Annotated in this window: 15 protein-coding genes; 14 read left to right on the top strand and 1 reads right to left on the bottom strand. The window is 47.7% G+C overall.

The window, feature by feature from the left end:
• Positions 1–44: 44 nt before the first annotated feature.
• The 10 genes from PPA03S_RS22810 to PPA03S_RS22765 all read left to right on the top strand — a co-directional run bounded on the left by PPA03S_RS22810 (position 45) and on the right by PPA03S_RS22765 (position 8606).
• Complete coding sequence (locus PPA03S_RS22810; protein WP_062326276.1) at positions 45–779, top strand: class I SAM-dependent methyltransferase; 735 nt, start codon at positions 45–47, stop codon at positions 777–779.
• 174 nt (positions 780–953) lie between these two features.
• Positions 954–1532: an RNA polymerase sigma factor gene (locus PPA03S_RS22805; protein ID WP_062326275.1), complete on the top strand. Its 579-nt coding sequence runs from the start codon at positions 954–956 to the stop codon at positions 1530–1532.
• Positions 1529–2785, top strand: a complete 1257-nt coding sequence (locus PPA03S_RS22800; protein ID WP_062326274.1) for a hypothetical protein — start codon at positions 1529–1531, stop codon at positions 2783–2785. The genes PPA03S_RS22805 and PPA03S_RS22800 overlap by 4 nt, the downstream gene beginning before the upstream one ends.
• A gap of 60 nt (positions 2786–2845) precedes the next feature.
• Positions 2846–3304, top strand: a complete 459-nt coding sequence (locus PPA03S_RS22795) for a 2-thiouracil desulfurase family protein (protein ID WP_062326273.1) — start codon at positions 2846–2848, stop codon at positions 3302–3304.
• 255 nt (positions 3305–3559) lie between these two features.
• Positions 3560–4237, top strand: coding sequence for an NAD(P)H-dependent oxidoreductase (locus PPA03S_RS22790; protein ID WP_062326272.1), 678 nt, complete (start codon positions 3560–3562; stop codon positions 4235–4237).
• A gap of 109 nt (positions 4238–4346) precedes the next feature.
• On the top strand, positions 4347–4784 hold the full coding sequence (locus PPA03S_RS22785) for a MarR family winged helix-turn-helix transcriptional regulator (protein ID WP_326100344.1): 438 nt from the start codon (positions 4347–4349) through the stop codon (positions 4782–4784).
• 161 nt (positions 4785–4945) lie between these two features.
• Positions 4946–5527 (top strand): NAD(P)H-dependent oxidoreductase, encoded by a 582-nt coding sequence (locus PPA03S_RS22780; RefSeq protein ID WP_062326271.1) that lies wholly within the window; start codon positions 4946–4948, stop codon positions 5525–5527.
• Between the two features lie 94 nt (positions 5528–5621).
• Positions 5622–5933, top strand: coding sequence for an ArsR/SmtB family transcription factor (locus PPA03S_RS22775; protein WP_062326270.1), 312 nt, complete (start codon positions 5622–5624; stop codon positions 5931–5933).
• Between the two features lie 161 nt (positions 5934–6094).
• On the top strand, positions 6095–7129 hold the full coding sequence (locus tag PPA03S_RS22770) for an LLM class flavin-dependent oxidoreductase (RefSeq protein ID WP_024632969.1): 1035 nt from the start codon (positions 6095–6097) through the stop codon (positions 7127–7129).
• A 316-nt stretch (positions 7130–7445) separates the two neighbouring features.
• Positions 7446–8606, top strand: coding sequence for an AI-2E family transporter (locus PPA03S_RS22765; protein ID WP_062326269.1), 1161 nt, complete (start codon positions 7446–7448; stop codon positions 8604–8606).
• 139 nt (positions 8607–8745) lie between these two features.
• On the opposite strand, the gene PPA03S_RS22760 is transcribed toward PPA03S_RS22765, so the two are convergent.
• Positions 8746–9117 (bottom strand): ArsR/SmtB family transcription factor, encoded by a 372-nt coding sequence (locus PPA03S_RS22760; RefSeq protein ID WP_024632971.1) that lies wholly within the window; start codon positions 9115–9117, stop codon positions 8746–8748.
• 264 nt (positions 9118–9381) lie between these two features.
• Between PPA03S_RS22760 and PPA03S_RS22755 the strand changes: the two genes are divergently transcribed.
• The 4 genes from PPA03S_RS22755 (at position 9382) to PPA03S_RS22740 (ending at position 14326) form a co-directional block, all read left to right on the top strand.
• Complete coding sequence (locus PPA03S_RS22755; protein WP_062326268.1) at positions 9382–11778, top strand: heavy metal translocating P-type ATPase; 2397 nt, start codon at positions 9382–9384, stop codon at positions 11776–11778.
• Positions 11779–11878: 100 nt separating this feature from the next.
• On the top strand, positions 11879–12238 hold the full coding sequence (locus tag PPA03S_RS22750; RefSeq protein WP_062326267.1) for an SdpI family protein: 360 nt from the start codon (positions 11879–11881) through the stop codon (positions 12236–12238).
• A gap of 247 nt (positions 12239–12485) precedes the next feature.
• Positions 12486–12926, top strand: coding sequence for a helix-turn-helix domain-containing protein (locus tag PPA03S_RS22745; protein WP_062326266.1), 441 nt, complete (start codon positions 12486–12488; stop codon positions 12924–12926).
• Between the two features lie 179 nt (positions 12927–13105).
• Positions 13106–14326, top strand: coding sequence for an MFS transporter (locus tag PPA03S_RS22740; RefSeq protein ID WP_062326265.1), 1221 nt, complete (start codon positions 13106–13108; stop codon positions 14324–14326).
• Positions 14327–14333: the final 7 nt, after the last annotated feature.

Below are 14333 nucleotides of genomic sequence, written 5' to 3'. Positions count from 1 at the left end.
AGAGTTAATGAATGGATTATCTTGGATGACACGGGGGGATCGCTATGAAGCAAAATAAATACGATGAAGACGAATTTTTCGGCAATTACAGTCAGATGGCCCGATCGACACACGGATTGGAGGCTGCTGGCGAGTGGCATGAATTGAAAACGATGCTGCCGGACTTGAAGGGCAAGAGCGTACTGGACCTTGGGTGCGGCTTTGGCTGGCATTGTCGATATGCACGTGAGCAAGGTGCACGTTCTGTGGTTGGCGTGGATTTGTCTGCAAATATGTTGCAACGTGCACGCGAGATGACGGATGACCCTTATATCGAGTATCAGCGTCTGGCGATGGAGGATATTGATTTTGCACCCGGACAATTCGATGTGGTTATCAGTTCACTGGCCTTGCATTATATCGAGCGTCTGGATCAGGTATATGCCAAGATCAATGCATGTCTTGTTCAAGGAGGTACGTTTGTCCTGTCTGCGGAACATCCGATCTTCACGGCGCGGGCGGAGCAGGATTGGCATTATGGACCTCAGGGCGAGATCATGCACTGGCCCGTGGATCATTATCAAGAAGAAGGGCAGCGGATAGCGAATTTTCTAAATCAGGATGTGGTTAAATATCACAGGACCCTGGCGACTCATCTGAATGAATTGATTCAGGCCGGGTTTGTCATTCAACAGGTAGCGGAGTCCAAGCCATCCCCAGAGATGATGGAACAGGTTCCCGGTATGCGAGACGAGAGCCGTCGACCGATGTTTCTCATGATGGCTGCGGTTAAGGCATAACTGGCTGCGAGATTAGGAAGAAAGAAGAGATATAGCTTTGTCATAAATAGACCAGCGCATTCCGCACATGTGGATCTTGCTGGTTTATTTATTTTGCAGGATAGGGAGAAGAAATATACCGTTTGGGAACCAAACCCGATTGGATGCAGTCTTATTAAGTGAGGTGAACATCAGTTGGACTATCAATATCTGGAACACGCTCAGACGATCGACAATTACACACTTAGCAGCATGATGGATGAGTACGGGAACGATGTTTGGAACTACGCGTACTTTCTGACCAAAAGTAACGAGCAGGCGGATGAGTTGTCACAAGAGGTGTTTATCCGGGCGTATTCCGGGATCGCCCATTTTCGAGGAGAATGCTCATTGAAGACATGGCTGCTGACCATTACTAGGAACACGACATTTACATACCGGAAGTCCAGATTTTTTCGCAGCAGTTTATGGGGAGAGACACTGCCAATCCACACGGAACAGGTTAATACGAGCTTGGGTGAGATGAAGCCTGAAAAATTGGTTCACCCCTCTGCCGAAGCCGAGGCGATCAGCAGGGAGCACGTTCACGAAATCTGGGACATTATCATGGCTCTGCCGGACAAATTCCGGGAATTGCTTTTGCTGCATCTGAAGTATGAGCTTACGACGAGTGAAATTGCTGAAATGCTGGGCATCAGCGCGGGAACGGTCAAATCGCGACTGTCCAGGGCGAAGGCCAAAGTAAGGAAACAGTGGGAGGAGCGGAGCGAATGAAACATAAGGATGACGAATGGGAAAAAGTAGTCAGACAGGAGCCGTTTGCGGCGTCTCCTTTTACCGAGGAGCATAAACAGAACGTACTTCGCCAGGTAGCCTGGCTCAAATCGGGATCTGCACAGAAAATGAGTGATACTGGGGTTAAGTCTGCCGAGCAAAAAAAACTACCCAATCAACACAGACGCCGTTTTCGCTCCCGCAGAGCCGTTATGGCGTACACGACGATTGCAGCCGTGGCAACGGCGGTCATTCTCTGGAACGGCCAGATTGTGGAGCCTGTAATCGGAAAAGTATATCCCACAGCAGCGCTACAATATACGGATGATGCCGGCATGAGCCTGCTCACAGACAAGATGAAAAAGAATGTAGCTGTCACGATGCGAGACTATCTTGGCAAACAATTACTCATAACCAAAGTGCAGGACCTGCCTGTCTCTGGTAGAGTGTATGTCGAGGCTGGAAAAGAAGGCGATGAAGAATATGCGTTGATCTGGCTTGATGCGGCAACAGGCAATCTACGTGAGGTACAGATGAGACGGGAGATGTCAGCTAGTGAGCTGGAGCATCGTTATTTGCGTCAAGTATCGTCACTGCTACAGGGTATTGGTGGGGACCCTGCGCTCAAACCAGTATCAGCCAAGCGATATGTGAGTATGAAGCAGGGCGAATTGGAACCGAAATCGTATACTACTCTAATGTTAGAGAATGAAAAAAGCTATGGAGAGATTATTTGGGTGCAGGATAAAGCGATCTCTGTTTCCGGTGATCTCGATCCTAAACAAGTTTCTCAAACAGCTTTGGCGTATGCAGAAGATTCCATTGAGGCGTTTACTGGCAACGCTGATCTTGATCTGATTAGCATACACCGGACAAAAGATGATGAGAATGGTAGAGATTTGATTACTTTTAGCTTTGAAAATCACTATTTTGTTCAGACGACTGAAGGTACTTTGGGTATTAATTATGCCGTTATAGATGCGAATTCTTATCAAAAAGACTATACTACCTGGGAAGAAGTGGAGGCTTATCATGAGAAGCTTCTTCAAGTTAAGGAATCGACCCTCAGGAAAAAGGTAGAGCCTTTAATTAAAAAAATATTCAAAGTTGATCTTCAAGCATATAAACTTCATCGAAATACCGAAGCACCGGGAATCGTTACATTTGAACTGGAATCGACAAGGGATGTTTTTCAGATTCGATATAACGAGGATGCTCGTATTACGATGATCACAAGGGATGCAAACCTCTAAGATTTGGTTTCATATGGTACAATCAATTTAATAGATGATTGGAGCATAAGGAGCATAACGATGAAATATTTGGTGAGTTCATGTCTTGCTGGCGTAGCCTGCCGTTACAACGGAACAGCGAGTCTGGATGCAAAGATTCAGGAGCTTGTGGAGCAGGAACAGGCAAAGATGGTCTGCCCGGAGCTGCTTGGAGGGTTTTCCACCCCGCGGGAGCCAGCTGAAATTATCGGCGGTACGGGTAAGGATGTGCTGGCAGGTACAGCCAAGGTAATTGAGAAAAGTGGCAATGACGTCACGGATCTGTACATTAAAGGAGCCTATCAGACACTTGAATGGGCGCAAAAACTGGATGTCACCTGTGTGGTGCTCAAAGAATTCAGTCCTTCCTGCGGTACACAGATGATCTACGATGGGAATTTTGCTAACCACAAAGTCGTGGGCGAAGGGGTTACGTCTGCTTTGCTGCGGCAAGAGGGATTTACGGTTATCTCGGAAAATGAGCTCATGGAACAGCTCTAATTGTTGTAATTTTATGACACGAATCACAGGTAAGTCGCCTTGGGGAGCAGCAGGTCCATAGCGACTTGTTTTTTGTTACAATAGGGGCACCCTTAATCATTGAAAACCTTGTTAGATAACAATAGTTACTTTTATAAACTAAGAAACATTATTGTGCGTACTTTTATATTTTGATTATAAACTCTAAAATAATACTTAGGTATTCAGGTTTAGACCATAAACATGAACATAAACAAGAAAAGGATGTGCAGACATATGGAATCCTCGGCAAAAGCCATTACGAAAGAAAACATCTTGAACGCTTACCATTTTCGGCATGCAACCAAACAGTTTGATGCTTCACGTATCATTTCGGAAGAAGATTTTGAGTTTATTCTAGAAACGGGACGATTGTCGCCAAGCTCAATTGGTTTGGAACCTTGGAAATTTCTGATTGTACAGAACCCGGACTTGCGCAAACGCCTGTCCGAAGTCTCTTCAGGGGCTCAGAAACAATTGGCAACGGCAAGCCATTTTGTTGTCATTCTGGCCCGGTCTGATGCAAGTTACAACTCGCCTTACGCGGAATATATGCTGAAAGAAATCAAGGGCATGCCGGATGACGTATTTGAGTTAACCCGTGAAGCTTATGGCAAGTTTCAAAAGAACCAACGAATGCTTGAGAACCCGCGTACTTTATTGGACTGGGCGTCCAAACAGACTTACATTGCACTCGGCAATATGATGACAGCTGCAGCGCTGATTGGCATCGATTCTTGCCCGATTGAAGGGTTTAACTATGAGGCTGTACATCGTCTTCTGGATGAAGAAGGTCTCCTGGAGGATGGATTATGGGATGTTTCTGCCATGGCAGCCTTTGGATATCGGGCGGAAAATCCTCCACGCGAGAAATCCCGTCAGCCCTTGGATAAAATCACGCAGTGGATTGATTAAAGCTTCACGTGATCTGATGTTTATATATAAATATCACATGCCCCGTTTCTTCCTTTTTGGAAGGTCGAGGGCTTGTGATATAAAAAGACTTGAATATACATAGACATCTATGTATAATGAACACATGCCAAATTACAACGCAATTGCACTGATCGCAAGAATCAGAGATCACATTAACAAACAGATTGTTCAGGAGCTGGAGAAGAATAATGTTACAGGAATTGTCCCGTCCCACGGTGACATCCTGATGTTCCTCTACCGTGAAGATGCACTTTCCATCAAGATGCTGGCGGAGCGAGTCCATCGGACCCAACCAACTGTCACTGTACTGGTGAACAAGTTGGAGAAGTTGGGGTATGTAGAACGCAGTAAGAGTGCCGAAGACAGCCGAGTGACGATGATTCGTTTGACAGAACAGGGCCTGCAATTGGAACCTGTATTCCATCAGGTATCACACCAGATTAATGGGATGGTGTACGGTCATTTGACTGATGATCAGGCAGAACAGCTGGAGAACTTATTAACCGGTATCGTTCGCAAATTATAATGAAGCATTTTGCATAATCCCACACCAGAGACAAATCGGATGTATACAAAGTGCTTCAACCATTTTTTTGCACATATACATAGACGTCTATGTATTATGGAGAAGTATTGATTTACCATTTTTGCAGCAAACTTATCATAAACCTGGAGGGATTATTTCTTATGAAACATCTAATCGTGTATGCGCACCCGAACACAGACAGCTTGAACAACGCCATTTTGAACACCGCAGTGGAAACACTTGAGGCTCAAGGCCACGACGTCGTTGTACGGGATCTGTACTCACTTGGATTCCAGCCTGTATTGAGCGCGGCGGATACAGCGTCCATGCGTGCAGGACAGACACCTGAAGATATCGCAACCGAGCAGCAATATGTCAAGGATGCAGAGGCCATCACCTTTATTTATCCCATCTGGTGGACAGGTCTTCCAGCAATCATAAAAGGGTATGTTGATCGTGTATTCGCATACGGTTTTGCTTATGCTTCCGGTGAAGCAGGCATTGAGAAATTGCTGACGGGTAAAAAAGGTCTGATCATTAATACACACGGCACGCCAAGTGAAATTTACAACCAAATCGGCATGACTGCCAGCATAAAAATGACTTCCGATATCGGTATCTTCGATTTTGTAGGTATTGAAGCGGTAGATCACTTGCTGTTCGGCAGTATCGGATATTTGGAAGCTACGGCTTATCAGTCCATGCTGGAACAAGTAAAAGAAACGGTCAGCACCAAGTTCTAAACGTATACACATGTATTTATTGGCAGACCGGTTCGTTCGCCCGAATCGGTCTGTTTGGTTTGCAAAATGAAAGAAAGGCGGTATAATCTTACCCATGGAACCTATACTCATATTCAAAGCATTATCCAACGAGACACGTCGACAGATTCTGTTGTGGCTCAAAAACCCGGAGCAGCACTTTCCGCCACTGGAGCTATCCCAGCATCCGGATTCAGGGAAGAGTGGCATATGTGTGGGTACGATTCAGGTGAAGGCCGGACTGGCTCAATCCGTCATATCCAGCTATCTGCTGACCATGCTCAAAGCCGGGCTGCTGATCTCCGAACGCAGGGGACAGTGGACGTATTATCGCCGCAACGAAGAAACCATTCGTCAATTTGCCGAGTACGTACAGCACGAGCTATAAGCCGGACGCCGAGACGGAAGCAGGAATGCAGGTGCAGGCGGGTATTCCGTCCGGATGTAAACGGCTGAGGAGCAGCTCTGTACATCAATTTTTGCGCTTTTAAATCTATATATCTGGATATACAAAAATAAAAATATAACTATAGAGGAGATTTTTCTATTATGTCTACCGAAAACACAGCTGCATCCCATAAAAAACATATTAACGACGTTAAATTATCCATTCTGGATTTGGCTCCTGTCGTTGTAGGTGCCACACCTGCGGATGCGTTGCGCAACAGTCTGGATCTCGCTCAGCACGCAGAGCGTTGGGGATATCACCGCTACTGGGTTGCGGAGCATCACAACATGCCGGGTATCGCTTCTTCCGCGACCTCGGTTGTCATTGGTTATCTTGCAGGTGGAACGAAGACCATTCGTCTCGGTTCAGGCGGAATCATGCTGCCTAACCATGCGCCGCTGGTGATTGCCGAGCAATTTGGTACACTGGAGTCCCTGTATCCAGGCCGTATAGACCTTGGGCTGGGCCGTGCACCGGGTAGTGACCGTCGTACGTCTCTTGCTTTGCGCAAAGACCTGAACAGCGGTGAAGATTTCCCCGAATTGCTGGCTGAGCTTAGAGCATATTTCGATGCTTCTGCTACATCGTATCATGCACCCGTACGCGCCGTGCCCGGTGAAGGTTTGAATATCCCGATTTATCTGCTTGGCTCCAGTGATTTCAGTGCTCGACTCGCAGGGCAGCTGGGATTGCCTTTTGCTTTTGCCAGCCACTTCTCACCGGATTACACCCGGATTGCACTGGAAACGTATCGGAGCAGCTTCCAGCCATCCGATCATTTGAAGGAGCCTCATGTGATTGTAGGTGTAAATGCAGTCGTTGCAGATACCGACGAAGAAGCCGCATGGCTTGGTACGACGATGCAGCAGCAGTTCCTGAACATTATTCGTGGCACAACCGGATTGGTGCAGCCACCAGCCGATATGGAAGGCAAATGGACGGATCGTGAGAAAGCGGGTGTAGAGCAGACGCTGAAAGCAGCTGTGAATGGTTCTCCGGAGACCGTTCGCGGTCAACTGGAATCATTTATTGCTCAGACCCAAGCAGATGAGCTAATTATTACGTCGATGATCTATGATCATCAGGCACGTCTGCACTCGTATGAGTTGATTGCACAACTGGCGGGAAAAGCGTAAGCAAAAAGCATAAACCGAACAGCGGACGTGAGCCTGGGGCTCAGATGCTGCTGACCTATTGACGGTTTGTCTCTTCGGAGGCAAGCCGTTTTTTGATAGGGATATTTTTCATTGGATTCGTATGGGGCAGAAGGTTCTTTTTAGGGTAAAATGAACGTACTGGTCTAATTTGAAACGGTTAAACAGCGCCATACGTATAAACTTCATGTGTTATACATATGTTGGCTTGTACAAGGAACATTATTCGCAGGGAAAGAGCATGCAGATTTATAGTTCATTCGTTGATTAAGGATACATAAGAGAGGAAGACAAGCCTATGGAGCAACCCGAGCAACCCCGTATTTGGCCGGACCGGTTTAAGAGATTTTTTCTGAATAACAAGTTCGTGCTTTTTCTGTTAATTCTGCTGCTGGTAGGACTAAACGTGATGGTTCTTACCAAAGTATCCTTTGTTTTGCATCCGCTCGCGGTGCTGATCAAAACGATCGTGCTGCCAATTATTCTGTCGGGTATCCTCTATTACCTGTTGAATCCGCTCGTGGATGTCATGGAAAAGTGGAAGATCAAGCGCGGCTGGTCCATTCTGATCTTATATCTCGCCATCGGAGGCATCCTGACAGTCGTCGTGCTGGCAGTCATTCCGGTCGTGCGCAACCAGATTATGGGGCTGATCGAAAATTTCCCAACATACAGTGAGACGGTAAAGCATCAGTTTGAGGAACTTACGGGCAGCCAGCTGTTCAGTCAGTTCCAGGAAGCGGTGAATCTGAATGCTCAAGACTGGTGGGGCACGATATCCCAGAAAGCCACTGAAATTCTGAATTCGACCTGGACCAAATTGGGCGGATTCCTCGGTGCGTTCACCGAGACGGTACTGTCCATTGTAACGGTTCCGTTTATCCTGTTCTATCTGCTGAAAGACGGCAAGAAGCTTCCAGCGAAAATTCTGTCTTTCCTGCCAATCAAGAGTCGTACGGGTGCAATGCATGTGCTGGAAGATATCAATCACCAGATCAGTTCATTCATTCGTGGACAGATTATCGTTAGTTTCTGCATCGGTATTCTGCTCTATATCGGTTATATGATTATTGGTCTGGACTATGCGCTGATTCTTGCGATTATCGCATCGTTCACGAGTGTTGTTCCGTACCTGGGACCTGCAATCGCGATTACGCCAGCGCTGATCGTGGCTCTGGTGACTTCCCCGGTGATGCTGCTGAAGATGGTAGCGGTGTGGACAATCGTGCAATTAATTGAAGGGAAGTTCATCTCCCCTCAGATCATGGGCAAAACGCTCAAGATTCACCCAATCACGATTATCTTCGTTATTCTGACTTCAGGCAATCTGTTTGGTGTAGTGGGCATTCTGCTGGCCGTTCCGGGATACGCGGTGCTGAAAGTGTGTGTGTCGCATATCTTCAACTGGTTCAAGGTACGATCCGGCCTGTATGATCCGAAGAATAACAATCTATTGTAACCGGAGTAGGCAAGCCCTTAGCTAGACCTGTGATAAACTTCTATTTCTGGCAAAACGGTGCCCTTATTCAAGAGAACCCCCGTCCATCGGCTAAGGCCGAGAGGCGGGGGTTCTCTTGTGTGAACAGGCAGGCTAATGCCTAGCCATGTTTAATATGCTGGAGCGTTTGCAGGAAGATCTGCTCAATATGAGCGTCATCCAGAGAATAATACACGGTCTTGCCTTCTTTGCGCCGCTTGACAATCCGCATGTTGCGGAGTGACCGCAGCTGGTGCGAAATGGCCGACTGTCCCATATCGAGCAGCACCGTCAGATCGTGTACACATAATTCCTTCTGCAACAGCGCATCAATAATACGAAGCCGGGTCGGGTCGCTGAAAGCCTTGAACCAGTCGGCCATCTCGGAAGAGGTCTCACGATCCATGAGAGAAGCACGAAGGGTCTGCACGTCAGCCTCTGTTCCAGAGCAGGCCGCGTCGCATTCGGCTGGAGCTTTAACCGGTTGTTCCATTTCCTATCACCACCTATATGAATTCAACCTAAGATGAAGTGTTGTTCTTCGATAAGCCTATTATATCCAAAAAACGTCTAAAGCGAAATGATTACTATTAGCATATTCTGTATGAAAAATCAACTGAAATTGTTGACACTCGTGTTTAGGCGTGCATATAATAGGGGTAATTAAACATATGAATGATTGCTCATATATTGATTGTAAATACGAAAGATTACGGATAACCATCATGTTTTACGTATTGCAAAGGGGAGAGTTCACATGGGAACCGGACAGGAACAGGTGAAAAGGGAACTGCTGCTGGATGGGTTGGATTGCGCGAACTGCGCATTGAAAATTGAGAATGGCGTCAAAAAGATTAAAGGCATTACCGATTGCTCGGTCAATTTTGTGACCAAAACTTTATCCATGCACACTACATCCGATATGGATGAGCAGGTGGTGGAGGAAGCGAAACGCAAAGTTCTTCGGCTGGAGCCGCATATTCGTATTTCGGAAAAAGGGAAGCCTTCGCACGGAAGTCGTGCTACTGCCGCGACAGAAGGCTCGACATCCGGCAACATGCACGCATATGCAGGTAGTGTGACCCACGGGCATGAACATGCTTCGAGTGGGCACGATCATGATGGTCATGCCCATAACCATAACCATGGAGCGCATGATCATGCACATGACCACAGCCATCATCACGGCATTCAAGGGCAAGCGCATGATCATGGAAGTCATGCCGGACATGATCACGGTCATGCAGATGGTCACGATCACGACGCGCATGCCGGACACTCGCATGAACATGGCGCTGGGCAGACGAAGGTGCTGCTGGCACGTCTGGCGGCGGGTTCCATTCTGGTGGCAGCCGCGATCTGGTCTCCGCTGGAAGGATGGGCGCAGCTTGCACTCTATGTTGTCGCTTATCTGATCGCAGGGGGAGATATCGTCCTTCAGGCATTCAAAAATATCATTCGCGGTCAGGTATTTGATGAATACTTCCTCATGTCCGTCGCCACCATTGGTGCCTTTGCCATTGGTCAATATCCTGAGGGTGTTGCGGTTATGCTCTTCTATCAGCTCGGTGAGCTGTTTCAGGGAATGGCGGTTAATCGCTCAAGGAAGTCGATCCAGTCGCTTATGGATATTCGCCCGGATTATGCCAACATGCTGATTGGCACAGGAGAAGAGACCAAGCGGGTTTCTCCGGAAGAAGTTCGTATTGGGGATCGCATCGTGGTTAAAGCGGGTGAGCGGGTACCCCTGGACGGGATCGTCAAAACAGGTCGTTCCATGGTGGATACGTCCGCTCTGACGGGTGAATCGGTGCCTCGTGAACTGGAACCCGGCAGCGATGTGCTGAGTGGATTCGTGAACAAAAACGGGATGTTAACTATTGAAGTAACGAAAACTTTTGGTGAATCGACGGTATCCAAAATTTTGGATCTGGTGCAGAATGCGAGCAGCCGCAAAGCCAAAACGGAACATTTTATTAGCAAATTTGCCCGGTATTATACGCCGGTTGTTGTCATTCTGGCTGCGCTGATTGCGCTCGTTCCGCCGCTGGTATTCAGTGGTGCGACATTTGCCGATTGGATCTATCGTGCACTGGTCTTCCTCGTGATCTCTTGTCCATGTGCACTGGTTGTTTCCATTCCGCTTGGTTTTTTCGGCGGCATCGGAGCTGCTTCACGTAACGGTATACTCATCAAAGGAAGCAACTACCTTGAAGCATTGAACGATGTCAAAGTCGTTGTTTTCGATAAAACGGGTACACTAACCAAAGGTGTTTTTAAAGTAACAGCCATTCGCCCTGAAGGCGGGCGTACGGAAGATGAATTGATGGAGCTTGCTGCCATTGCCGAAGCCCATTCCAATCATCCCATTGCTGAATCCATTCGCGCAGCTTGGGCTCAGGATATTCGGACCCAGGGTGTGGACGATTACGATGAGGTTGCCGGACATGGTATCAAGGTCCGTGTGGATGGACGGGAAGTGCTTGCTGGTAACGCCAAATTGATGGAACAGGCAGGTATCTCCTACACGACTCCGCAAACCGTAGGCACAGTGGTGCACGTTGCCGAAGCGGGTTCGTATGTCGGTCACCTGATCATTGCCGATGAAGTGAAGGATGATGCAGCGGCTGCCATCCAGGCACTCAAGAAGCTTGGCATCCGCAAAACCGTGATGCTGACAGGGGATGCCAAAGCTGTTGGTGAAGCTGTAGGGCGTGAGCTAGGTGTAGACGAAGTATACGCTGAGCTGCTGCCACAGCATAAAGTCGAACAGCTGGAGCGCCTCGAAGCTGCCAAATCACCGAAAGAGAAAATGGTATTTGTCGGTGATGGCATTAACGATACGCCGGTGCTGGCGCGTGCCGATGTGGGCGTAGCAATGGGTGGGCTTGGTTCGGATGCCGCGATTGAAGCGGCAGACGTTGTCATCATGACAGATGAGCCATCCAGACTGGCAAGTGCGATCCGGATTGCAAAACGGACACGAACCATTGTCTGGCAAAATATCGGTTTTGCGCTGGGGGTAAAAGCGATCTTTCTGCTGCTCGGTGTATTCGGTATTGCCACCATGTGGGAAGCGGTATTCTCTGATGTAGGGGTGACCGTGCTGGCTGTCCTGAACGCCATGCGTGTACTGCGGGTGAAGGACATCTAAGTTTTGCGAAACGATCCGGACGGCTCTTCGTATATACGTAGAGCCGTTTTTTTGTTTTAATATCTGTGTTGTATTTTGAATGGAGTTAGGGGAGGACATTGTGGCAGGAGCAATTGTTGGTTTGATATGCGGTGTATGTTATTTCGTATTGGGGTTCATGGTTTACAAAAAACCGCCGAAAAGAATTAATGGCATATATGGTTACCGTACCCCGCGCGCGATGAGCAACCCGGAACTATGGGAAGAGGCACAACGATATAGCGCCAATCTGATGATGCAGTTCGGTGTCATTATTACCGTGTTTGGTATTCTCGGTTTCTGGTTTACCGATGTACAAGCATTGGTTCTGAGTCTCTTTGCTGTTGTGTTCTATACGGTACGACTGTTTACGAAGGTCGAAGGCCGCTTGAAGGAAATGCAGCGTGTCCAGCAACAGGGACAGAAGAAGCAAGGCGCTTAGAGGGCACGATGTGGAATCGCATCTGAACGAAGATCCGCGAGAGCGGATCTTTTTTGCATTTTATAGGGGCGGAGGATAACTGGGAACTACTTTTAACAACGTATTGTAAAAATTACCACTGGGATAATCTGTTCATGTTTGAGACATACTATATATTCGAGTCTAAAATCTAACGTTGACGTTAACGTTAATAATATATATAATTATGTACATAACATTATAGACATATTGAAGTGAGGTGAAGGAAATGAGTTTATATAAAATCGATGACGTAGCCAAGGAATGCGGTTTGACCAAGCGTACCATTCGGTATTACGAAGAGATCGGCGTTATGCCTTCACCTCAGCGGACGGACGGTGGCACACGATTATACACCCGGGAAGATATCGATTATCTGAAGAAGGTGGTTCGGGCGAAGGAAGTGCTGGGATTCTCGCTTCAGGAGCTGCATACTTATGTGGCAACGGCGGATGCACTGAACGAACAGCGTTTTGACTACCAGCAGACCACTGAAGTGAGAGAGCGGATCGAGAAGCTCACCAGGATGGAAACGACGTTGGATGACCAGCTGCAGCTGATCGAGCAGAAACTTCAGAGCATTCATGCCGTGCAGGAGGAACTTGAGGAATTACGTGAACGGGTTCAGAACGGTATTCGACGATTAGAAGAGCACGAGAATGACACATAATGGAGCATTTGATTTCAATCGAATGATGCAAACTGCTAAATGAGTATTCCACGATAAGCACCGGGAGATCCGGTGTCATTTGTGCCGTTTTCTTTCCTTTATTTCTGAAAATAAAGATGAGTATTTCATTGTTTTCACAATAGTTCACAACATAAATCATGAACCGGGAGGAATCACATATGAAAAGAGAACCATCATTACCTGACGAATTGCCGTCATCACGCGGGGGTCTGCTGTCCCAGCCCAGAGCGGTATGGGCGGTAGCCTTCGCTTGTATTATCTCCTTTATGGGTCTGGGGTTGGTTGACCCGATTCTGCCTGCCATTGCCGATCAACTGCATGCTTCCAAAAGTCAGGTATCCCTGCTCTTTACAAGTTATAACGCAGTTACCGGGGTTGCCATGCTGATTACCGGTGTTGTATCCAGCCGGATTGGTGTGAAGTGGACCCTGCTCAGTGGGATTTTGCTGATTATTGTCTTCTCTTTCCTCGGCGGGACCTCTGATACCGTAGGTGCTCTCGTCGGTTACCGTGGTGGTTGGGGGCTAGGGAACGCCCTGTTCATCGCAACCGCATTATCCGCTATTGTAGGACTGTCCACTTCGGGGACAGCCAAAGCGATTATTTTGTACGAAGCAGCACTTGGTCTGGGGATTGCTGTGGGTCCATTGCTCGGTGGTGAACTGGGTTCCATCTCATGGCGTGGCCCGTTCTATGGAGTAGCTGTTCTGATGGCGATTGCTTTTATCAGTATTACGTTTATGCTGCCTAAGATGGCCAAACCGAAAACCCGCAGTTCCTTGTCCGATCCGTTCAAGGCTCTGGGTTATCCTTCACTGAAAACATTGGCGATTACGGCCTTCCTGTATAACTTTGGATTCTTTACCTTGATGGCTTATTCTCCGTATGTCATGAATCTGGATGAACATGGACTTGGTTATGTGTTCTTCGGTTGGGGTCTGATGCTGGCGATTACGTCTGTATTCGTGGCCCCAAGACTGCAACGTCGATTCGGATCGGTTCCTTCCATGAGCGTTATGCTGACCCTGTTCGCCATAGATTTGCTGGTGATGGCGATAGGTACAGTAATGGGATCATCTACCACCGTGATCGTAGCTGTTATCGTTGCCGGGATTTTCCTCGGGATCAACAACACGTTAATTACTACGGCAGTTATGGAAGCTGCGCCAGTGGAACGTTCTGTGGCATCGGCTGCTTACAGCTTTGTCCGGTTCCTTGGAGGTGCGCTGGCACCTTGGCTTGCGGGTAAATTATCCGAGTGGTTCCTGCCGGAGACACCGTTTTATTTTGGCGCATTGATGGTACTGATCGGGGTTGTTGTGCTTCTCGTACGCCGCAGACATCTGCGTGATATCGATGCTGCCATTACACATCATTAATGAACAG

Source organism: Paenibacillus pabuli NBRC 13638, from assembly GCF_001514495.1.
GTDB classification, from domain to species: Bacteria; Bacillota; Bacilli; order Paenibacillales; family Paenibacillaceae; genus Paenibacillus; species Paenibacillus pabuli.
The sequence above is the reverse complement of the archived record's forward strand: the minus strand, read 5'-3'. Positions and strand labels throughout refer to the sequence as shown.